The organism is Moraxella sp. DOX410, from assembly GCF_032248735.1.
Lineage (GTDB): Bacteria > Pseudomonadota > Gammaproteobacteria > Pseudomonadales > Moraxellaceae > Faucicola > Faucicola tetraodonis.
On sequence record NZ_CP135138.1, the window covers coordinates 1104357 to 1127272 of the forward strand.

Annotated in this window: 20 protein-coding genes; 10 read left to right on the top strand and 10 right to left on the bottom strand. The window is 44.6% G+C overall.

Annotation, left to right across the window (positions count from 1 at the left end; all coding sequences use genetic code 11):
• Window positions 1-13 precede the first annotated feature (13 nt).
• The 5 genes from rlmKL to queC form a co-directional block, all read right to left on the bottom strand.
• Entirely contained in the window at window positions 14-2260 is a 2247-nt protein-coding gene (gene rlmKL, locus RNZ41_RS04945) for a bifunctional 23S rRNA (guanine(2069)-N(7))-methyltransferase RlmK/23S rRNA (guanine(2445)-N(2))-methyltransferase RlmL (RefSeq protein WP_314027751.1), read from the bottom strand.
• Between the two features lie 82 nt (window positions 2261-2342).
• The gene (locus RNZ41_RS04950) at window positions 2343-3473 is read right to left on the bottom strand and encodes a mechanosensitive ion channel family protein (protein ID WP_076776581.1); all 1131 of its coding nucleotides are present in this window, start codon (window positions 3471-3473) and stop codon (window positions 2343-2345) included.
• A gap of 70 nt (window positions 3474-3543) precedes the next feature.
• Window positions 3544-4044: a peroxiredoxin gene (locus RNZ41_RS04955; RefSeq protein WP_007115361.1), complete on the bottom strand. Its 501-nt coding sequence runs from the start codon at window positions 4042-4044 to the stop codon at window positions 3544-3546.
• A gap of 145 nt (window positions 4045-4189) precedes the next feature.
• Entirely contained in the window at window positions 4190-4504 is a 315-nt protein-coding gene (locus RNZ41_RS04960; RefSeq protein WP_065252727.1) for a hypothetical protein, read from the bottom strand.
• 107 nt (window positions 4505-4611) lie between these two features.
• On the bottom strand, window positions 4612-5322 hold the full coding sequence (gene queC, locus RNZ41_RS04965) for a 7-cyano-7-deazaguanine synthase QueC (RefSeq protein ID WP_314027752.1): 711 nt from the start codon (window positions 5320-5322) through the stop codon (window positions 4612-4614).
• A gap of 281 nt (window positions 5323-5603) precedes the next feature.
• On the opposite strand from queC, the gene RNZ41_RS04970 reads away from it, so the two are divergent.
• Window positions 5604-6479: a DNA/RNA non-specific endonuclease gene (locus RNZ41_RS04970; RefSeq protein WP_314027753.1), complete on the top strand. Its 876-nt coding sequence runs from the start codon at window positions 5604-5606 to the stop codon at window positions 6477-6479.
• A 44-nt stretch (window positions 6480-6523) separates the two neighbouring features.
• Complete coding sequence (locus tag RNZ41_RS04975; RefSeq protein ID WP_313378484.1) at window positions 6524-6793, top strand: hypothetical protein; 270 nt, start codon at window positions 6524-6526, stop codon at window positions 6791-6793.
• A gap of 78 nt (window positions 6794-6871) precedes the next feature.
• Here RNZ41_RS04975 and RNZ41_RS04980 read toward each other — a convergent pair whose 3' ends face one another.
• Window positions 6872-7642, bottom strand: a complete 771-nt coding sequence (locus RNZ41_RS04980) for a MipA/OmpV family protein (RefSeq protein ID WP_314027754.1) — start codon at window positions 7640-7642, stop codon at window positions 6872-6874.
• 251 nt (window positions 7643-7893) lie between these two features.
• On the opposite strand from RNZ41_RS04980, the gene RNZ41_RS04985 reads away from it, so the two are divergent.
• The 3 genes from RNZ41_RS04985 (at window position 7894) to RNZ41_RS04995 (ending at window position 11003) form a co-directional block, all read left to right on the top strand.
• The gene (locus RNZ41_RS04985) at window positions 7894-9078 is read left to right on the top strand and encodes a metal ABC transporter solute-binding protein, Zn/Mn family (protein ID WP_314027755.1); all 1185 of its coding nucleotides are present in this window, start codon (window positions 7894-7896) and stop codon (window positions 9076-9078) included.
• A gap of 188 nt (window positions 9079-9266) precedes the next feature.
• Complete coding sequence (locus tag RNZ41_RS04990) at window positions 9267-10061, top strand: metal ABC transporter ATP-binding protein (RefSeq protein ID WP_314027756.1); 795 nt, start codon at window positions 9267-9269, stop codon at window positions 10059-10061.
• Window positions 10062-10124: 63 nt separating this feature from the next.
• Complete coding sequence (locus tag RNZ41_RS04995; RefSeq protein ID WP_314027757.1) at window positions 10125-11003, top strand: metal ABC transporter permease; 879 nt, start codon at window positions 10125-10127, stop codon at window positions 11001-11003.
• Between the two features lie 83 nt (window positions 11004-11086).
• Here the strand turns inward: RNZ41_RS04995 and mnmA are convergent, their stop codons facing one another.
• A complete protein-coding gene (gene mnmA, locus RNZ41_RS05000; RefSeq protein WP_007115350.1) occupies window positions 11087-12262 on the bottom strand; it encodes a tRNA 2-thiouridine(34) synthase MnmA in 1176 nt (391 codons plus the stop codon).
• 271 nt (window positions 12263-12533) lie between these two features.
• Between mnmA and RNZ41_RS05005 the strand changes: the two genes are divergently transcribed.
• Entirely contained in the window at window positions 12534-13646 is a 1113-nt protein-coding gene (locus RNZ41_RS05005) for a metallophosphoesterase (RefSeq protein WP_007115349.1), read from the top strand.
• 22 nt (window positions 13647-13668) lie between these two features.
• Here the strand turns inward: RNZ41_RS05005 and RNZ41_RS05010 are convergent, their stop codons facing one another.
• Window positions 13669-14226 carry a TetR/AcrR family transcriptional regulator gene (locus RNZ41_RS05010; protein ID WP_007115348.1) on the bottom strand — a complete coding sequence of 186 codons (558 nt, stop codon included), beginning with the start codon at window positions 14224-14226 and terminating at the stop codon, window positions 13669-13671.
• A 296-nt stretch (window positions 14227-14522) separates the two neighbouring features.
• Here RNZ41_RS05010 and RNZ41_RS05015 point away from each other — a divergent pair, with 296 nt between their 5' ends.
• From RNZ41_RS05015 to RNZ41_RS05025, 3 genes are all read left to right on the top strand, one after another.
• Complete coding sequence (locus RNZ41_RS05015; RefSeq protein ID WP_007115347.1) at window positions 14523-15818, top strand: HlyD/EmrA/EmrK family protein; 1296 nt, start codon at window positions 14523-14525, stop codon at window positions 15816-15818.
• 8 nt (window positions 15819-15826) lie between these two features.
• A complete protein-coding gene (locus RNZ41_RS05020; protein WP_314027758.1) occupies window positions 15827-17410 on the top strand; it encodes a DHA2 family efflux MFS transporter permease subunit in 1584 nt (527 codons plus the stop codon).
• A 153-nt stretch (window positions 17411-17563) separates the two neighbouring features.
• Window positions 17564-19612 (top strand): potassium transporter Kup, encoded by a 2049-nt coding sequence (locus tag RNZ41_RS05025; RefSeq protein ID WP_313421275.1) that lies wholly within the window; start codon window positions 17564-17566, stop codon window positions 19610-19612.
• A 71-nt stretch (window positions 19613-19683) separates the two neighbouring features.
• Here RNZ41_RS05025 and xseB read toward each other — a convergent pair whose 3' ends face one another.
• Window positions 19684-19878 carry an exodeoxyribonuclease VII small subunit gene (xseB, locus tag RNZ41_RS05030; RefSeq protein WP_312275573.1) on the bottom strand — a complete coding sequence of 65 codons (195 nt, stop codon included), beginning with the start codon at window positions 19876-19878 and terminating at the stop codon, window positions 19684-19686.
• Window positions 19879-19901: 23 nt separating this feature from the next.
• The gene (gene xseA, locus RNZ41_RS05035; RefSeq protein WP_314027759.1) at window positions 19902-21434 is read right to left on the bottom strand and encodes an exodeoxyribonuclease VII large subunit; all 1533 of its coding nucleotides are present in this window, start codon (window positions 21432-21434) and stop codon (window positions 19902-19904) included.
• Between the two features lie 266 nt (window positions 21435-21700).
• On the opposite strand from xseA, the gene RNZ41_RS05040 reads away from it, so the two are divergent.
• Window positions 21701-22849, top strand: coding sequence for a sulfate ABC transporter substrate-binding protein (locus RNZ41_RS05040; RefSeq protein WP_409950708.1), 1149 nt, complete (start codon window positions 21701-21703; stop codon window positions 22847-22849).
• Window positions 22850-22916: the final 67 nt, after the last annotated feature.

Consider the following 22916-nt stretch of genomic DNA (forward strand, 5'->3'; position numbering starts at 1 on the left):
TTTTATTGGCAAATTATTTGTGGCGAATCGCCCACGACTGGTGAATAGGGCGTTTACTATCAAAATCAAAGCCGATGGTTTGGCTGGTCATTTCTTCAACGTGATAACGGTTGTTGATTTCGTCATCTAGCACAAACTTGGTAAAATTGTTAGAAAAATACAGCACGCCTTCAGCGGATAAGCGGTTCATGGCACGGTTGATGAGTGGTACGTGGTCGCGCTGCACATCAAAAGTACCTTGAAATTTCTTGGAATTAGAAAAAGTTGGCGGATCGATAAAAATCACATCGTACTGCTCAGTATTGCTTTTAATCCATTCAAAAATATCTTGGGCAATAAACTGGTAGCTTGGCAAATCTGGCAAACCGTTTAGGGCAAAATTTTTGCGTCCCCAATCCAGATAGTTTTGTGATAAATCCACCGATGTCACCGCTTTTGCACCGCCCAATGCCGCATGCACACTGGCAGTACAAGTATAAGCAAACAGATTAAGCACCGTTTTACCGCGTGAGTTTTCTGCAATAATTTTTCGGATGCTGCGATGGTCAAGAAATAGCCCCGTATCCAAATAATCGCTAAAGTTAACCAAAAAATACGCCCGTTGGTTGTTGGCAGTTGGCTCGCTGACCACATGAAATTTACCCGAATTGGCTTTTTTCTCATACTGCTCATTGCCTGATTGGCGGGCGCGGGTTTTGATAAACACTTGCTCGCGGTTGACTTGCAAGGCTTCACGCACGCCATGCAGCGCTAGATTAAAGCGCTTTTTGGCGGTTTCTAACGGGATTGATTTGGGCGCGGCATATTCTTGCACATGCACAAATTCGCCATACACATCCACCGCCACTTTAAAATCAGGTAAGTCGGCATCGTACACACGCAGATTGGTCACGGCTTGTTTGTGAGCAAGCTTGCGCAGATTGGCAAGATTTTTTTGTAGTCGATTGATAAAATCTTGACCTTCTTCTACGGCGATTTCACGTTTTTCAAAGCGCGTAATAAGCGGTGTGTCTTTGCTCTTTAACAGCTCACCATAACGAAAATAAACGGTGATAGCGCCATTGTGACAGCGTAGGGTTTTTGGCTCGGCAAGGGGTAGTACGTCGGCTTGTTCAACTTTGGCAGCGAGGACACCCAAAGTCACTTTGGCAGGGCTATCTACAAATAGGGCTTGTAATTTTTTACCCAGACCTTGATACAAGGGTTTAATCAATTCTTCTTCACCCAGACGCTCACCATACGGTGGGTTGGTGATAAACAAAGGATTGACCCAGCCATTGACTTGTTTTTCTAGTGCCAAATTAAGGGTCGCCAGTGAGCGCTGCTGCAAGGTAATACGGTTGATGATAGGCGTCAAACCTGCGGCGATTAAATTTTTGTGCGTGGCTCGAACCGCGCCTGAGTCCATATCAAAAGCAAATACCGCGGGCATCTCGCCATTTGCCATGGCATTTAGGCGATGATGAAAACGGGCTTGCGCGTCTTGCACCATAGCCTCCCAAAGGGCATTGTCATGATGTTGCCATGCATAAAACCCAAATTGGCTATCGGCTTTATCCAGTCCTACGGCATAATCTGCGCTCATCAGCAAGGCTTCGATAATCAGCGTGCCTGAGCCGCACATCGGGTCGACGATACTGTCAAATTGGGTGGTGTGAAAATTCACGCTATAGAGCAGGGCAGCCGCCAAGTTTTCTTTGAGGGGCGCTTCAGTCATCGCAGCACGATAACCACGGCGGTGCAAACTGGTACCTGATAAGTCTAAATACAATTCAGCTTGTTTGTCACCCACCGTAGCGACAATGCCAAAATCGGGGTTTTTATCGACATTGGGGCGACGACCGAACTGCTCGTTAAATTGGTCGGCAATCGCATCTTTAACGCGCAGCATGGTGAATTGCTGGTTGGCTTGTACGCGCTTATCTAGGGTTAAACGAATCGCAAAGGTCTGCTCCAAATCAAATAACTGGGTCCATTTGACAGTTTTGGCAAAGGTATAGAGCTGATCTGCAATATCGTACTCGGGATTGATGTTCTTTTTGCCCAGTGGTAACAATACCCGCGATGCCACACGAGACCATAGACAAACTTGATAAATCTGCGCTAACGTCAATGTCGCCATCAGCCGACCCGTGCGCTCAATTTGTGTATCTATACCAAAGCTTGCCAGCTCAGTTTGCAGGGGAATCTCTAGCCCATCGGCACAAGTGATGACAATGTGAAAAGTTTGCCCAACGGGCGTTGTATTGCTGTCTGTCATAAATACTGCCAAAAAAAGTCAAAGTTGATTAATGGCGTATTTTAGCATGATTAGCAAAGGACAAATGACAGAATGTCTGAAATTATGGAGAAGTTTTTACCGATGGGGCTGCTTCGCTTGGCATTGCGCTTGGCATTAAAAGCTGCATATGAGGGTAAGGTGTGGCAATGCCGGCATCATCGAGTGCTACTTTGATTTGTTCGCGTAGATTTTCTTTGATAAATGGCATTCGAGACACGTGTGGCGGATTGACCCAAAACCGCACGATAAAAAACACCCCAAAATCGCCAATTTTATCCACTGTCGCTGTGGGCGCAGGACGCTCTAGTACCTCTTTGGTGTTGGCTAAAATATCAAGGATAATAGCGCGAGCAGTTTCGATATCCGCTTCCAACGCGATACGCACTTCAATATCAAAACGAATCAGATTTTTGGCAGTTAAATTAATGACTTCTGCTGAAGCAACCGTTGAATTGGGGAAAATCACGGTGATATTGTCACGGGTCAAAATTTGGGTAGTGCGCAGGGCGATTTGCACCACTTTACCTTCTTTTTCATTGATGCTGACCCAATCACCGACTTGAAACGACTGCTCAATCAAAATGGTGATACCGGCAATAAAGTTGGCAAGTGTGGCTTGCGCGGCAAAACCCACTGCGATACCCGCAATCCCAAGACCTGCGACCACAGACACAATATCAAAACCAAACTGCGACATCACTGAGGCAATCCACAATACGATGATGAGCATGGACAACAAATTGTGCAGTAGTTGTTCAATCGACGCGTTTAGTCCATAATTTTTGAGCATTTTTTGCATCAAATAACCGAGGTTGTACCACGCCATATAAAAAATCACTGACCAAATACCTGCTTTGGCAGTGGCTTTGACTGTTTCAGGTTCAAAATTAAGCTGACTCATCACCGCAAGCAAACTTGAAAACAACCACATTAATCGTGCGATGAGCCTTAACGATTGGCTGTATTTACTGTCTTTGGCGATAAAACGGGCAGAATTGATGAGCAATAAACTTAACCGATAGACCACGCCCAAAATTGCCAACAGCACCATAATTTTGATGCCTGTGCTGGCAAGTTTGGAGAGATACAGCGGCCAATTAACCGCTTCGTCTTCGAGCGAACCACCGACTGCTTTATAGACGTCATAATACAAGTCGTGATAGATATTTTTAAAAAATTGGTTCACGGACATACAATGAGTGATCTCGAGTCAAAAAATCAAAATAAAATAAGGCGTTTGGGTTAATTTAGGTTAGTTTGGGTTAAAGGGTGGGCAATATCGCAAGTAATTTATCAATATGCCCCTTGGCGCGGACATTGCGCATCTCATGAACCAGTTTGCCTGCGTTGTCGAAAACTAAGGTTGAACGCACCACGCCAAGACTGACTTTGCCGTACAATTTTTTTTCAGCAATGATGCCAAAATATTGGCAAAGCTGTTCATCGGTATCACTCACCAGTGCAAAACTAATCTGTTGGTTGGTGATAAATTTTTCATGGCTTTTGACACTATCTCTTGATACGCCAATGACTTGATAGCCAAGCTGCTGCAGTTGGGTCAAATGCTGGCTAAAATCTTGCGCTTGCACACTACAGCCTGACGTGTTGTCTTTTGGATAAAAGTACAGAATCAAGCCTTTCTCTGACTGCTTGGCATACGCTGGCAGGTTGATTTGACGCTGGATAAATTGTGGCTGATTTGTAGAATGACAGCTGGTATCCGCTTCAACCGTGGTGACCAAAAAATTGGGTAGTTGAGTCATGGGCATTTCCCAAGCAAAAATTGAACTAACAATATCAGAAAGCCAGATTGAGTACAAACTTCTTCATGCGACAAAACAAAAAAAGACCAGTAAACAACTGGTCTGGTGGAGCGGCGCTATCGATTATGGCATTGATTGCAACCAATTAGGGACGGGCTTTATTAAATTTAACGCCGTTACCGCACGCTTTCATACGCGCACTGATGGTTTGGAAAGTTTTGTTTTGGCGAACATCTTTGCCACTTTTTACCCAAGTATCAAGCTCATTTTTTTGCGCTTGGGTGATTTTCGATTGTTCATCTACCACACAAGTACATACTTTTTTTGCAGAAGCGGCATCAGTGATGTGTTTTTCGGTCATTTGGGTGGCGCAAGCATTGACATATTGTGGATTGGCAGCATGTGCGGCAAACGGCAAAACCATGCTAGCAAATAGGGTCACAATGGCTGAATGTTTCATAGTTTATCCTCATAAGAGACAGCAGTATAGAACAGCAGGTGTTCAATCGTACAATGGCTAGCTTTACCGTTGACGCAATAAAGCTGGCAGGATTTGATAATGATAGATTACTGATAAATCGTCGGATCATCTATTTCAGCTTGTAAAAAACCTTGCTGACGTAGATAACAACTATCGCAGTGTCCACAGGCGCGTCCTTCGCTATCTGCGCGGTAGCATGACACGGTTAATGCATAATCAACCCCCAGCGATACCCCAAGCTTAATGATTGCTGCTTTACTTAAATGCAACAATGGCGTTGCAATGTAGAGATGATTACCCATCACACCGGCTTTGGTAGCGAGATTTGCCATGTTTTCAAAGGCTTCAATATACTCAGGACGACAATCAGGATAGCCTGAGTAATCGACTGCATTGACACCAATCACAATGGCATTGGACTGTGTCACCTCTGCCAATGCCAGCGCATACGACAAAAAGATGGTATTACGCGCGGGTACATAAGTAATTGGAATGCTGTCATTATGCTGATTATCGCTAAAATCTGTTTGTTTGGCATCGGGTACCACCAGCGAAGCATCGGTCAACGCCGAGCCACCTAGCTGTGCCAAATCAATATCGATAATACGATGGTTGACTTGGGCAGTCGCGGCAATTTTTTTGGCGGCATTAAGTTCGCTATTGTGGCGCTGACCGTAGTTAAAGCTTACCGCTGTGACGTTGGCATAATTGGCTTTTGCCCAATAAAGGCAAGTCACGGAATCTAGCCCGCCCGAGAGTAAGACGACGGCGTTTTGTGGTGTGGTTGATGTACTCATAGAGAATTTACTAACGACAAAAGGTGTATTTTATCAGAACTTAAGGAATTGTTGATGGGAAAATATTGGGAGAAAAATAGTCAACGCAATATTAGCCAAAAAACATTTCAAAAAACTGCTATCACTACCAGTAAATATTTGCGTATTTCACTAAAAAACCTTATAAAATAACCAAGAAGTTTTAAACCGGGATTTAAACTACGTTATCCGACACTTTAGCCCAGCCCCTACCACTGTAATCATTGCATCATTTTTCATTTTTTCTTTGTTTAAGGTTACTCATGATAGTTCAAACCCATTTGATTAGCCATACTGCCATCTTATCAGCCATAAGCATTGGCTTGCTGTATTTGACAGGTTGTAGTGTTGCGCCTTCAACCCCCAAGCCCCATAGCAATACTATTACTATCCCTACCACTATTCCTACCAATCAAACGAACTCAGACACACAAGCACTCACCACGCGCCCACTAGACAAGGCGCTACAACAATGCGCCAGCGAGTTTTTGGAGAAAACCCAGCCGACAATGACTGCTAAGCTGTCGCAAAAAACCTACCCACTGTGCTTTAATGGCTTTGCGGTGATGTATTCGGGGGTCACCAAAACCCCGATTTGGGTCGCTGAGCATTTGACGCGACAACGAATAACGGCTGCCAAAACCTTGGTCAGAGAGGATAATTTTCATGAAGAAACTCGCCTGCCAACCGAGGTGCGAAGCTTATTGAGCGATTATACCCGTACCGGATATGACAGAGGGCATTTAGCGCCCAATGCTGATATGGCAACCACGGACTCACAATTTGATAGTTTTAGTTTAGCCAATATCGCCCCACAAACGCCTGACAACAACCGTAAAACTTGGGTAAAGATTGAAACACAAACTCGCAACTTGACCAACCAATACGGCTCAGCTTATGTAGTGACAGGGGTGGCATTCTTAACACCGGAAGTCAAACGGCTAAAAAATCGCGTGTTGGTGCCATCGCATTTTTTTAAAGCGGTATATTTGCCATCACAACATCAAGCGATAGCATTTTTTAGCCCGAATGATGATAGCGGAACCGTTGAAAAAATTAGCCTAAGCACACTTAAAAAACGCACCGGAGTAAATGCGTTTCCCAGTCTACCGAGCAATGTAGCGACTATTTCACCATAACCAAAATCAGTAACAGCAAATCAGTAACTAAACAGGGGAAAAAGATGAGTGCTTTTAAACCATTTCAAAATGATAGCCAAAGCGTCGGATTGGGCGAATTTACCCTTGAGAATCAAGGAGAGCAAGTCAATCTCTATGGCAGTGCGACGTTTACGTTGGATAAACAAAGTTTAGCCACGGCAAAACAACTGCAAGATGTGTTGAGCCAAATCGTTGCGTATTTAGAAGCCCATCAAGCGCAAACGGTGGAAAAATCTACTATTCAACAGCAGCAAGCGTCGCACGTGGACGAAGTGAATAACCCTTTCTTATAAATAAAAAAGCGCAAATCAAACAATTTGCGCTTTTTATGGGTCAACTATTTATGGGTAAACTAGGCATCAAGCTATGCATTAAAACTGATAGTTAAAGCCAATTTTAGTTTTGCTATCGACACGGTTATCAACCAGTGGGCTGTCTTTTTGCTCATCGCTTAAATACTCTAAATGCTGACTGATAAACGCACTCCAGCGTGGTGAAATGGCGTAACTGGCGCTGACATTGACATAGGGAGTAATGCTACTATCAGCATTATAAGCTTTTATCCCGGTGCGTAGCGATTCTTGCTCAGAAACACCAAAGTAGTAGTTGTTGTACTTGTCATTGTACCACTGTAGTCCTAGCTCAGGATAAATGGTGATTTTATCATCCATTACCTTAAATCTGCTCAAGTGCGCCACTTTTGCGCTGGTACCATCACTGCGACCTAACGCATCAGTTTCCAGTTGCGCTTTAAAGCCACCATACGGGGTGATGCGCATATAGCTAGTGCCCACCATAGCAGACCATTTACGCTCATCGAGTCCTTTTAACGCCGCTGTGCTCGCATCGTCTGGATCAAATGAACGGCTATCGTAGCTTGCGGTCAATCGCCATTCATTTTGTGCATCTTTGTAGGGATAATAACCCGCTTCACTGCCTTCAATGTAGAGTCGATTGTTGTCATAAAATGCCTGTGGCATGATCGTAACATCATTGTCCTTGTCGTACGCATAATGATTGATAGACGCGTTTAACCCCAGTTTAAAGCGGGCATTGGTATCCACTGGCATGGAGGCTGCGTGGGCAAATGTTGTGCCCAGCATACTGGCAACTACCAGACAAGGCGCGAAAAATTGTTTCATAAAAACATCCTGTGAGAGTGGATCATACAAAAAGTGCTGACAGGCTAAAGCGTAGAAAATGACAACCGACTCGCCTGTGAACCATACAGCAAGGTGATAAATTTATTATGGCATAAAAAGGTCAGCGCAAATAGTTGAGTTTAAAGGTGCTATAGATGAAATCCAAGCCAGCATAAATCCTTGAGCTACCTTGAGAACACCATTAAAATGTTATAATATAACATTTTCAATACTTGATTTGACGACCCAGCATGATAAACGCATTGATTAACAAATATGCTTTTTTTAGCCGACCTTTACTATTAAGGCTACTAAAAACCCCCACGATTGCAGGGGTAACATTAACGATGAGCCTATTGGGGGGATTAACAGGCTGCCAAAAGCAAACTGATAATCAATCCCCTTCAACGCAATCAGCCTCAAATCAATCCGCATCAAATAGCTCAGCTACAACAGTCTCATCAAACCCCGTTATTGATACCCAATTACCCACCGTTTATGCCACTACCAATGTGTGGGGTTCGGTGGCTAAAGCGGTCGGGGGGGATAAAGTCAATGTGATTGTGGGGGTCGATGATTTATCACAAGATCCGCATGATTATCAAGCCACAGCGACCGACAAGCTTAATATTACTAAGTCCGCTGTCATGCTGGTCAACGGTGGCGGGTATGATAATTGGGGTATGAGCTTAGCTGAGTCGGTGAGTCATAAACCTGTAGTGATTAATGCCGTAGCACTTTCAGGACTGTCGCCTAACACGGACAATGCGGCAGATGAGTCTGCCGGTGAACAACACCAACACGACACTCAACACGAAATAAAGACCGCTTATCCGCAACCATCAGATCATCCTCACGTGCTCAGTGAGGGGCCCAGTGAAGTGCACAGCGAAGTACATAGTCACTCGCACGGTGACTTCAATGAGCACGTGTTTTTCTCCCTTGATACAGCAAAAAAAGTGGCTGAAGCGGTCAACAAGCAATTGGCTGCAACATCACCTGCCAATCAAGCAATTTATGCAAAAAATACCCAACACTTTATCCAGCAAATTGATGCGCTCAAAGTCAAAGCCCAACAAATCGGACAGCGAAAAGCCATCACTGCCTTTGCTACTGAGCCCGTCATCGGGTATTTGCTAGCAGATATGGGCATCAAGGATGTGACGCCAAAAGCCTATGCTGTGCAATCAGAGACGGATGCGGGGGTATCGGTCAAAGTACTCAATGACAGCAAAAGCCTGCTGAGCAATAAACAAGTGGGTTTGTTGGTTGTCAATGCCCAAACCGAGGATGCCACCTCAAAGCAACTAATCACATTGGCGAAGGCATCAACAGTCCCGGTTGTGGCGGTCTATGAAACCTTCCCCGATGGCGTGACAAGCTATACGCAATTTATTGAAAAAACCCTGGATGATTTTGCGGCCGCGACGCGCTAATTTTAACTAGCCTAAAAATTTTAGATTACCCATTAACGCATTTGGGTGAAAATTTGCGTTAATTGGTATAGTATTGGCTAGTTATCGCTTATAATGCTTAATTTTTAGCCTAGATTTTTTGCAATGTGATATTGCCAATCAACCATCCTTGTCGTTAATCTTGCAGTTAGGATGAAGAAGTAGCCACCATGCCCATGTCAACCACCAAAATAGCCAATAGCGAGCGGCAGTTTGCGCAGGCTATTCATTGCCAATCGTTTGTCAAACTGCCCCAATCACAGCAAGTCGTTTTGCAAGTCAAGGATGGCAGTATGCACTTTGGACAACGTCTGCTCTGGCAGGATGTCAATTTTTCGATTTTATCGGGTGAATTTGTGGCTTTGCTCGGCGCCAACGGGACAGGCAAGACGACATTGCTGCGAAGTTTACTCAAACTTGTGCCACTATCAAGCGGTTCAATCACGCTTGGCAAAGATATTCGAGTGGGCTATGTGCCTCAGCTCAAAGACTTTGCGCCAAAACTACCGATTCGGGGTAGGGACTTGGTGCAGCTAGGGCTGGATGGGGAAAATTATCTGTTTGGTCTGTTTAGCCCCAAAAAAACCTTGGGCGGTTTTTGGCAGACAGCAAAACAAAAAAAATATTTGGTGGATAAAGCCATTGCGGAAGTCGGTGGTGAGTCATTTTGTGATGCGCCACTTACCATGCTGTCGGGTGGTGAGCAGCAGCGCATGCGTATCGCCCAAGCCTTGGTCGCTGAGCCTGATGTTTTGTTGATGGATGAGCCGCTGCTGAGCCTTGATGTGGCAAGCCAGTATGTGGTCAGTGATATTTTAGCCCATCGCAAACAAGCACATCATACCGCGATTTTGATGATTAGCCATGAACTCGAGCCGATTATACCTTTGGTAGATAAAGTGCTGTGCCTTGAAAATGCGACTGCCAACCTCGGTGGTATCGACTTAATCAATCGATTTCGCTAATTTATTTGCTTCAATCAAAAACAAGCCATCACATTCGATGGTTTTTTAACTTTTGGAATTTACATGCTGCTCACGACTTGGCTACATACCATCATCAATTTTGATAACTTTGCTGAGCTGTTGCCCTTGGTATCAACGTCCATCGTGGCCGCGGTATTGTTGGGTGTGATGGCGGGATTCATTGGACCGATGGTACAGGCACGGGATATGGCGTTTGCCGTGCATGGGACAGCAGAGCTGTCGTTTGCAGGGGCGGCATGTGCTTTATGGTTAGGGTCTTCAGTGACGCTAGGCGCCGTCATTGGAGCAGTGACGGCTGGCTTGGTGCTGGGAGTCATGGGGATTGATGGCAAAAACCGCAACTCAGTAGTGGGTATTTTGTTGCCATTCGGGCTTGGGCTGGGGGTGTTGTTTTTATCCTTGTATCAAGGGCGCTCCTCCAATAAATTTGGCTTGCTTACCGGGCAAATTGTTGCAATCACGCCCGCTGAATTGCAGTCGATGTTAGTGGTTGCGGTGATTGTACTGTCAATCATTGCCATATTTGGTCAGCGCATGTTATTTGCCGCAGTTGATCCGCAAGTTGCCCAAGCGCAGCATTTGAATTTAACATTTTTATCTTTGCTATTTATGTTTGCACTGAGCCTTGTGGTGGCGGTAAGTGTGCAGTTTGTCGGTGCCTTGCTGCTATTATCGTTACTCATCACGCCTGCCGCAGCGGCGAGTCAAGTGACGGCTAGACCTATCTATGTCTATTTATTGTCCATGCTGTTTGCCATCATCGCTGGGGTCGGCGGGATATTACTGTCGTTAGGACCTGGACTGCCGATTTCACCTTATATCACTACCATTTCATTTGTGATTTATTTAAGCTGCTGGGGAATCGGCTACCTACGAAAAAAAGCAGGGTGGAACAAACGCTTAGCTACAAACTTTTCTTAATCAACAGGGTATAAAAAAAGCGCAAATGGTATCAATTTGCGCTGTTTGTATCTTACTGTGTATTAAACTTTAAACTTTAAACTTTAAACTTCAGCTAGGCTAGTAGGGGCATCGATGGTTTCAATCACGCCACCGCCTAAACAGATGTCATCTTGATAAAACACACAAGACTGACCGGGCGTCACCGCACGCTGTGGCTCGTCAAACACCACTTTTATAGTGTCGCCCGTTTCATCAAGGGCAAAAACTGTACAGGCTTGATCGGGCTGACGATAGCGCGTTTTGGCGGTACAGCGATAACCTTGGGCAGTAAACAGTTGGGCGGGCGCATCAACCACCCAGTCAAGCTTATAAGCAGTCAATTCGGTGGATTGTAGCATCGGATGGTCATGCCCTTGACCGACAATCAGGCGATTATTATCCAAGTCTTTGTGCAACACAAACCAAGGCGCCTCATCTCTATCTTTGACCCCACCAATACCAATACCGCCACGTTGACCAAGCGTGTAATACATTAAGCCATCGTGGGTGCCGATTTTTTTGCCATCATCGGTATAGATATCGCCTTTTTGAGCGGGCAAATACTGCTGTAAAAAGTCTTTAAAGCGTCGCTCGCCGATAAAACAAATGCCGGTAGAGTCTTTTTTCTTCGCTGTCGCTAAATCATATTGCTCGGCAATACGGCGTACTTCAGGTTTTTCTAACGCACCCACAGGGAACAAGGTTTTGGCGATTTTATCGCCTGCCACCGCGTGCAGAAAGTAGCTTTGGTCTTTATTGTTATCAAGTCCGCGCAGTAGTGGCGCTTTGCCAGTTTCATCGCTAAAACCGCGGCGCGCATAGTGACCGGTGGCAATATAGTCCGCCCCCAAGGTTAGCGCATAATCCAAAAAGGCTTTAAACTTGACTTCTTTGTTGCATAAAATATCAGGATTTGGGGTGCGACCAGCGCTATATTCCGCCAAAAAATGCTCAAATACGCGATCCCAATATTCCATGGCAAAGTTGGCAGTATGCAGTTTAATGCCGATTTTATCAGCGACCGCTTGCGCATCAGCAAGGTCAGTCATGGCGGTACAATATTCGGTACCGTCATCTTCTTCCCAGTTTTTCATAAACAAGCCTTCAACATCAAAGCCCGCTTGTTTGAGCAAAACGGCGGTGACAGAAGAATCAACGCCCCCTGACATCCCTACAATGACACGGGTTTGGGCAGGGCTCGCAATATCAGATAAATTAACAGCAGTTGAATAATTCATAATTTTTAAAAGTGCCAAAAGCGTTATTATAGCAAATTTATTGCTTGTTAAAAATCAATAAACCTGCCACAATACCGTTATCGGATGAGCCGATATCTAAAAAACCCAACTTATTCTCGTAAGTTGGGTTTTTTAATGCGCAAATTATATTAATTGATTTTTTCAAATTCACTGATTGGCTTTAATAGATAAAGAATATATAAAGCGACATTGTAAATTCAAAAACATTCTTTATATAACCTTTACTTATGATAAAAAATTTGGGGCTGGTATGCGTTGGATATTTCTGACCGTCATTGTATTGTTGTTTGAATTGTTTACTTATGGGGCGGGTCGAGGGCTGCAGTGGTGGGCGGGGTCTTGGTTATCCGATCGGTCTTCTCGCTATTTGATGATTAGTCTATTTGTGATGAGTAATGCGTTATTGGTATTTGGCATCGCACGATTGACAAGCTTTGGGCTCAAGCTGTCTATGACTTGGCTGACTATTTTGTGGTTTGTCATCATGTCGATGGTGGCGGTGGGCATTATCAATCTGGTGTTGATGAAAGTTGCCCCGCAATTTTTTAATTCCGTGAGTTATCAAAGTTACGGAGAACGCATTTTGTTGCCGCTGGTGTTTTTTGGCATGGTGTTGATGAGTATTTATAATGCTTATACACCCACTATTCGTCATATCAGCTTGACTGCTAATCAGCCACTTGCTAAACCTATTCGGATTGGGATGGTTTCAGACTTGCATTTGGGTCTAATGGTCGGTGAGCGGCAAATTAACCGATTAACCGATATGGTAAAAGCACAGAACGTGCAACTGCTGTTGATGCCTGGCGATATCATGGATGATAATGTTGACTATTATACCTCGCAAAATATGCAGCCCGCGCTGCAGCAACTAGCAAGTGCAGTGCCAATGGGCGCGTATGCCACGCTAGGTAATCATGATATGTATGGGCATGAAGGCGAGATTCGCGATGCGATCCAAAAAGCCGATATCACCTTATTGGCAGATGATAAAGTGTTGGTTGATAACCAGCTTTGGTTGGTAGGACGACTGGATAATCATGCCACTTATCGTAAAGCGACCAAGGATTTAATGCCGTCAAACACGGATAAGCCGATAATTTTACTTGACCATGAGCCCAATGAGATTGAACAAAACGTACAATTACCGATTGATTTGCAAGTGTCGGGACATACCCATAATGGGCAGATATTTCCTGCCAATTTTATTGTCAAATTCTTAAATCGTTTGGGTTACGGCTATGAGCGTATCAACAATACCGATGTGATTGTAAGCTCGGGGTATGGTTTTTGGGGTGTGCCGTTTCGGCTAGGCTCGCAAGCGGAGCTTTGGGTGATTGATTTAGTCGGTAAAAAATCCTAAATACGATTATTGCCATAAGAGATTACTGTATAGACACTGTCTGCATCATCAGTTGTATATTGCTACGAATATCCTCGAGTGACATTTGCTGGTCCTGCTGCAGGCAGTAACTTAAATTGTTTAATATAATCCCTGCATACGTATGCCCTTGAAAATCCAAGTCGCCTGGGCGTTCGTGGCGCTTGGCATGCTCAATATAATTTTGTTTGATTAACGCATACATGTCATCATATAAATGAATATTGGGGGTTTTGATTTGCCAAAGAGCGAGTATGCGCTGTTTTTGCGCATGTATAAACGCCCAAAATTGTTCCAAACACCTTAATAAATTCTCTTGACTGGCGACACTAAAGCGTTCGGTTAAAAACTTCTCATACACTTGGCGAAAATTACTCACCATTTTCTCTGCCAGCGCCTCTTTACTGGCGTAATGACGATAAAAGGTTGAGCGGTTGATCGATGCAGTATCTAAAATATCTTGGACAGTGATGGCGCGGTAAGGTTTCTGCTGCAGTAATGCGAGGAAAGCTTGCTCGATATGTTGTTCAGTCTTAATGACCCGTAAATCATTTTCGTTCATCGCTTTTTAGTATCCTTACGCTCTTTATCTTACGCTTTATGTCTTACCCTTTTAAATTTTAGCAATCGCACGAATCGCGCAAAATTTTTACAATAAACAACATTATCTACCTAACTGTATCCTTATGCAACATTTATGTTTTATTTGATGCTTGAAGGCTGTTTAGGATAGTTTTATATTGCCACCCATTAAGCATATTAAATTACATAATCGAGCTATTTTCTAGCATAAATCCGTCTGATAGCCGTCGGATTTTTTAGATTTTGCAACTTAAGTTTAGCGATAAGGATGAAAAAATGGCTGAAACCATGTCGACTGGGGTTGATGATAGCCCCGAACCCGCACCGACACCTACGCATAGCACAACCCAACTACCTGCCAAATCCAAACGTAAAAAAAACCTATTGGTATTTACCTTGATTGTTTTAGCCATTGCTGCGGTGACGTTATGGTTATACGTTACCCAATGGCGCTATCAAGTCAGTACTGAAGACGCCTATGTGAGCGGCAACCAAGTACAAATCAACGCGCAAATATCGGGGACGGTGACGGCGATTGGGGTCAATGACACGGATATGGTCAAAGCTGGGCAAACCTTGGTAGCGTTAGACCAAGCGGATAATGGCTTAGCCCTTGAAACCGCCAAAGCACAATTGCGCACAGCAATCAGACAGTATAAAACCCAAACCGCCAGCATTCAACAAGCTGATGTCAATATCTCGCAAGCCCAAACTGCGATGAATGAAGTGCAATCGCAAATTGAATCTGCCAAGATTGCGCTGCTTGCCGCACAATCTGACTATCAACGCCGCGCTGCCTTGATGGCAAGTCAAGCGGTATCGCAAGAAGAAGTCCAGCATGCTGCCGACACTGTCAAAAAAGCCCAAGCTCAGCTTGATGCGGCAGTTGCCAAGCAAGCCACCGCTCGCTCTGCCGTTGTGACTGCCCAAGCGCAGCGCAATGTGACAGTGGCCAATTTGGGTAAAAATGATGTACTGTCACAACCTGCGGTACAAACCGCGATGGCGAATATCCAAACCGCTTGGCTCAATCTCAACCGTACCCAAATCGTGGCACCCATCGATGGGCAAATTGCCAAACGCGGTGTGCAATTAGGTCAAAAAATCAGCGCAGGCACGCCTTTGATGGTGATTGTGCCGCTACATGATTTGTGGGTCGATGCCAATTTTAAAGAAAGCCAAATTAAAGACATTCACCTAGGTCAAGCGGTGAATTTAACATCAGATATCTATGGTAAAGAGGTTGTTTATCATGGCAAAGTGATTGGCTTATCAGCAGGAACAGGCAGTGCTTTCTCGGTTTTGCCTGCCCAAAACGCCACCGGTAACTGGATTAAAGTCACCCAGCGTCTGCCTGTACGAATTGCACTCGATAGCAAAGAATTACAACAGCATCCGCTACGCGTGGGGCTAAGTATGCATGCCGAGCTGGATAGCCGAGACCAACAAGGCAAACCGCAGGTGGCTACCGCGACCGCTAGCAACAAACCTGTTGCGCAGCTGCAGCCGCAAGTCGATATGTCAGGCGCGACCAAAATTATCCAACAAATCATCCAGCAAAACCAATCATGAGGTGAAAAATGGCGGAAGCAATTTCACCCACTATGGATACCGAGCAGCCAGCGGCTGATAATCAAGCCCGTAGTCAGCCACAAGGCGATCAGCCCGCGCCTTTATCAGGGATGCCGCTTGCGATTGTGACATTTGCGCTATCGATGGCGGTGTTTATGATGGTGCTTGATTCGACCATTGCCAATGTGGCATTACCGACCATTGCAGGGGATTTGGGTGCGGCGACCTCGCAAGGTACATGGGTGATTACCATGTTTGCTGTTTCCAACGCGATCTCTATTCCCCTCACAGGGTGGTTGGCTCGTCAGTATGGCTCTGTCAAAGTGTTTTTGGTGTCGGCAAGTTTATTTGTGTTTTGTTCATGGCTATGTGGGGTTTCACATAGTTTGACGATGCTGATTATTGCCAGGGTAGCGCAAGGCGCAGTGGCAGGCCCGATGATTCCACTGGCACAAAGCCTATTATTACAGTCTTTTGCGCTTGAAAAACGGGCGATGGCGCTTGGATTATTTGCTATGGTGGTCGTCACCGCGCCGATATTAGGTCCGATTTTGGGCGGCTATATCTGCGATAATTATCACTGGGGCTGGATATTTTTTATCAATATTCCGATTGGTATTGTCGCCATCATTTTGGCCTGGCAACAACTTAAAAACCGCGAAACGCCTGTCATCAAGACCGATATTGATAAAGTAGGCCTTGTTTTGATGATTGTCGGGATAGGTGCACTGCAGTTTTTCTTGGATCGTGGGCGTGAGCTCGATTGGTTTGCGTCCCCTGAAATCATTGCTTTAGCCGTCATTAGCGTTTTATGTTTGAGTTATTTGATAATTTGGGAGCGCGGTGAGGAACATCCGATTATTGATTTGTCGATTTTTCAAGACCGCAATTTTACCATTGGCACATTGGTGATTAGCTTGGCATTTTTGCTATATATGGGCGCCATTGTGCTACTGCCCGTCATGCTGCAGCAAACCATGGGCTATACTGCGGTTTGGGCAGGTTTGGCAGCGGCACCGATTGGTATTTTCCCGGTATTGTTGACGCCCTTAATCGGTAAATACGCGCGAAACATCGATATGCGCATCTTGGTGACGTTAAGTTTTTTAATTTATTGTGCCACCTTCGTATGGCGCAGCGATTTTAATCCGCAGATGACGTTTTGGGATGTGTTTTGGCCGCAGTTTATACAAGGACTGGGTACTGCCATGTTTTTTATGCCACTAACCACCATTGCACTCTCCAACATTTCGCATGATAAAATGGCGGCAGCGACAGGGATTTTTACCTTTGTGAGAACCTTGGCGGGCGGGATTGGCGCTTCAATGGTGATGACTGTTTGGGAAAGACGCAGCAATCATGCGCATACTTATTTGACCGAAAGTATCACCCAAAATTCCAATTTTGATGCGTGGTCAAAAAGCCTGCAAGCGTCTGGCATGAGTTATGAGCAAACGCTGGCACTCATCAACCAAAATATTAACCAACAGGCACTGATTATTGGCTCGAATGAGGTCTTTTATCTGTTTGGCTTGGTGTTCTTATTATTGATTGGTATGATTTGGCTTGCCAAACCGCCGTTTCATCATTAAAAATAAGGGTTTAAGCTACTGTGCACAAATTGACGCTGATAAAATGTTACTATCGTCAAGTACATAGATAACTTTGGTTACAAAATATAATTTAACCGCAATTTTATAATTCGACTTATAATAATCCATCTTATCAAATTGCGTCGTTAATTTATGAGTAAAGCACATGCTAAAACCTCGGTTCCTGCACTGACATTAGGGGCAATCGGGGTCGTTTATGGCGATATCGGTACCAGTGTACTGTATTCAGTAAAAGAAGTTTTTAATTCTGGTCATGTCGCCTTTAATGTTGCCAATATCTATGGGGTGCTGTCATTATTTGTATGGACTATCACCATCATCGTCAGTCTCAAGTACATCTCGTTGGTGCTACGCGCCGACAATAAAGGGGAAGGTGGTCTGATTGCGATGCTCGCTTTGGCATCAAGCGCGGTGAAACATCGCCCAAAATTGCACGCAATCATCATGACCATGGGGATATTTGGTACTTGCTTGTTTTATGGCGATGGGGTGATTACCCCATCCATCTCAGTGCTGTCGGCAGTAGAAGGTTTGACGGTGGTATCGCCACGGCTGCATAGTGTGGTAATTCCTGCCACGCTGACCATTTTGTTCCTGTTATTTTTTGTGCAAAAATTTGGTACCAAAGGTATCGGCAAGCTGTTTGGACCTGTGATGGTGCTATGGTTTTTGTTGATTGCTGGCATTGGGGTTTATCATATTCAGCACAATGTCGAAATATTACAAGCCATCAATCCCATCTATGCTTATCAGTTTGTGATGACCAATCCGACACTCGCCTTTATCATATTGGGGGCAGTTGTGTTGTGTGTGACAGGCGGTGAAGCCTTGTATGCCGATATGGGGCATTTTGGCAAAAAACCGATTCGTATCGCGTGGTTTTCCATTGTCATGCCCGCCTTGCTGCTCAATTATTTTGGTCAAGGCGCATTTTTACTCGCCAATCCCGATGGCAAATCCAATCCCTTCTTTTTGATGATTCCAGATGCCATGCGTATCCCGATGGTGGTGATGGCAACTTTAGCGACAGTGATTGCGTCACAAGCGCTGATTTCTGGGGCGTTTAGTATCACCAAACAAGCGGTGCAATTGGGCTTTTTACCGCGTATGCGTATTGTGTATACCAATGTCAAAGAAGTGGGTCAGATTTATATTCCAGCGATTAACTGGGGCTTGTTTATCGCAATTGCGTTTGCTGTGGTGATGTTCAAATCATCGGGTGCGTTAGCGGCCGCTTATGGTATTGCGGTTTGTACGGATATGCTGATTACCACGATATTGACCTTCTTTGTGATTCGCTATGCGTGGAAATATCCTTTGCTACTGTGTATTGCCGCGACCTCATTATTCTTTGTGGTGGATTTCTTGTTTTGGGCGTCGAATCTGCTGAAGCTCCTCAAAGGCGGCTGGTTCCCGTTGTTGTTAGGGGGCGTCATGTTTGTGCTCATGATGACTTGGCGAGATGGGCGTAACTTGGTGAGAATTGCCCATACCACAAGACAAATTAACTTAAAAAATTTCTTGGATGACTTGTTTGGTAGTTTTACCAATAAACGCTTACAAATAGCCCTGGAGTCGACGCAAGGCAAATTAGAAAAGCTGACCCAAGATATTGAAAACGCGCCACTTGAGAATATCCAAGAGCTGCAAAATCAGCAAGCGTTACTGCAAGAGAAAATCTTAATCAATCAGCGTTGCCAAGTGCTCTTTGAAAATATCAAAAAAATCAAAGGCATTGCTGTATTTATGGTCTCTGAAGTCGATATCGTGCCCGTGGCGTTGAAACAAAACTTAAAGCACAATAAATGCTTGCATGAGTACAATATCTTTGTCACCGTTAATACCTTAGAAACCCCTTGGGTGGGTCTTAGTAAACGTAGTGAAGTGACCTATTTGGGACACAATTGCTGGAAGGTGGTACTCAATTTTGGCTTTAAAAATGACCCTGATGTGCCAGATTCGCTCAAACACATTCAGCAATTTAACTTTGATTTCGATCCTGCCAAGGTCAGTTATTTCTTATCCCATGAGGCAGTGGTGGCATCTGAGAGCATCAAAGGTATGGCATTATGGCGTGAAAAATTGTTTGCCCATATGCACCGTAATGCCGGCACCGCGGCTGAATTTCTAAAACTTCCTAGTAACAATGTGGTAGAAATGGGCGCCAAAGTAGAAATTTAAATGCCCAACATAAAAAAGCCATTATCCTTCGATAGTGGCTTTTTTATTCTGCTTTTCTGCTTGATTGAAACTTAGTCTGTTTCAAATGCTTGATTAAGCGAGGCTTCAACGGCATCAATCCGCGCTTGGCATACTTTATAGGCGTCAATGGACTCCGCTACAATGGTCATCAGCGCGTCAATATTGGGCTCTTGGCTATTTTGCAACAGCTGTGCATTTGTTTTTAACACCTCATACGCGCTTTTAAAATCAGTTGGCTCGGTCATGGTTGTTCCTGTTGATAGATAGGTCAGTTTTTAGGGTGTTTGACATTGACAGTGGCTTGTAGATAGCCATCATGTAGCTCAATGGTTATGGTTGAATTGGGTTCAGCTTGGGCAATCGAAGTCATCACCGTATTTGATGCTGAATCTTTTGAGGCAGGATGGGAGGTTCTGATAATCGCATAGCCACGGGTTAATACGGTTGACGGGTGCTGTAACAATGTCATCTCACGCAGTCGATCGGTCGATTGACGAGCCGTGGTGATTTGCTGATAGGCAAGTTGGCGAATCTGTACAAATTGGTTGTCCATGGCAAGTTTAGCGGCAGATAATTGTCGCTGCGCTGCCGATTGTATCTTAGTAAGTTGTTGTTCGCTATCACGGCGTGCCTGCAAGATGCTGGATTTAGCAATTTGCTCGATGGTTAAAAAATGTTGTTTGGCGCTCTGGGTAATAGTGAGTAAATGATTGCGAATGCCTGCGATAACCTTGGATGGGGTATCAAAACTTTGATGTGCTACTTCATCTAGCATGACGCGGTCGCGCTCATGACCAATGCCGACCCAGACCGGTATCGGCTGCTCCGCTACCAGCGCGGCAAGTTCGTAATCATTGAGATACGCCAAATCGCCCACCGCGCCACCACCTCGGATAATCACTATTAAATCTGCGGTAATATGCTGCTTGCTCAGATTTTTCATGCCTTTAATGATGGCTTGGCGGATATCTTCAGGGGCGTGATTGCCTTGAAAGGTGGCGTGCTCATAATGAAAAATACAAGCCCCTGTGCTGGCAAGTCTATCGGCATCCGCGCGAAAATCGCCCAACCCTGCGGCTTTTTCAGGCGCGATGACGAGCACATGCTCAATATCAAACGGCATCGGGAGCGATTGATTGAGATCGAGCAGCCCTTCTTCATGCAGTCTGGTTAAAATCATTTGGTATTGCTTTGCCAAATCGCCCAGTGTGTAAGTGGGGTCGATATCGACGATGTTTAAAGAAAAGCCATATTGGGCATGGAACGTGGCTGAGACTTTGAGCAATACATTCAAGCCTCGCTCAAGGCTCATGCCAGTGTTTTTTTCAAACTTTGACAGTACTTTGGCTGCTTGACCGCGCCATAGCGTGCCGCGGCAGCTGGCAGTGACTTTGCCATCCATATCTTTATCCGCCAATTCAAAATAATAGTGACCGCCTTTGGCTGACAGACTACGAATTTCAGCTTTTACCCAAACGGTATGGGCAAACGTTTCACTAATCACCAGCTGCACAGCGGATAGATAATCGCTCAGTGACAATACAGTATCGCTTAACGCCTGTTGCAGTTGGCTATCGCGATCTTGAATGGCTAATTGTTCGCTAAAGTCATAATCGTTTAAGTTATCAACGCTTAAGTTATCAACACTGCCACGCTTTGCAGTTGCTTTATGATCAGGCTCACTATCGTCAAGCAGCGCCAAAAATACGTCATCAGCCTGGTTTAATGAGGTGGTTTGCAAATCCAGTCGTGCGAGCTGATCTTCAATTGATTTGATAACGGTTTTGGAAGCTTTTGCCATGGCGAATTCTTGTTAACTAAAAATAAAATTGTAGGCGAAAATGATAAAACTGACAACGTGACATTTGTGATTTAGGTGTGATTCAGCCTGTTAAACCGTTAATTTTAACTATTACATTATATTTTATGATGTAATATTCATAAGTGGAATATGGATAAGGAATAATATTGTTTTTGCTTGACGACGCTTTTTTTGTAAAATAGTAGGAATGAATTAAACATTTAACATTATATATTGATTTTTATACATTGAGATGAGGGGTGACCATGATGACTGTTAATTTTCAAAAAAAAACTAAGGTTCAACACAAAACCGTAGCCGTGCTATCAAGTCTAGCGTTATTAGGCGTGAGCCTAGCGGGCTGTTCACGTGCGCCCACCCAGCAAGACCAACAAGCCGCTTCAGGTCAAGCCGCCACGCAATCAAATGCAGGCGTGAGCGATAAAGGTGGTATTAAACTGCTCAATGTCTCTTATGACGTCGCGCGTGACTTTTATAAAAGCTACAATCCCCTGTTTATCAAAGACTACGAAGCCAAAAATAGCGGCAAAACCGTTGATATCCAGCAATCGCATGGCGGCTCTAGTAAACAAGCGCTCGCAGTTGCCAATGGTCTGCAAGCAGACGTGGTCAGTATGAATCAAGGCTCAGATGTAGAGCTGTTAGTGAAAAAAGGCTTGGTGGCACAAGATTGGCAAAGCCAATTCCCAAACAAAGCAGTACCCTATACCAGTGCCATCGTGTTTTTGGTGCGTAAAGACAACCCAAAACAAATCAAAGACTGGTCTGATTTGGCAAAACCAGGCGTACAAATCGTACTTGCCAATCCAAAAACCACGGGTAATGGGCGTTATGCTTTCTTAGGTGCGTATGGCTACGGCTTACATAGTTTTAATAAAGATGAAAGTAAAACCAAAAACTTTGTCAAAGCGTTGCTCAAAAACGTACCGGTGTATGAAAATGGTGGGCGTGCGGCGACTACCACGTTCTTACAACGTCAAATTGGCGATGTGTTAGTCACCTTTGAAAACGAAGCCAACCTAGCGGTTAAACAGTTTGGTAAAGGCGATGTGCAAATTGTTTATCCAAGCTACACCATATCAGCAGAAAACCCCGTGGCGATTGTCAAATCAGTGACCGATAAAAAAGGCACCAACGACGCAGCGAAAGCGTATCTTGATTATTTATGGAGCGAGCCTGCCCAGCAATTGGCGGCAGATTTATACCTGCGCCCAAGCGACACTGCGGTACTGGCTAAAAATCAAGATAAATTACCCGCGCTTACCACCTTTAGTCCTAATGCCGAATTTGGCAGCTGGACGGATATCATGACCAAATACTTCAAAGATGGGGGTGTCTTTGATCAGCTAGCCAGCCCAACGAGCACCATAGCATCGGCACCTGCGGCAAAATAGTTCGCTGTGTTAAGCTCACAAAACCAGAGTTCGGCTCTGGTTTTTTATTCTAGCTAAGAATATTTAA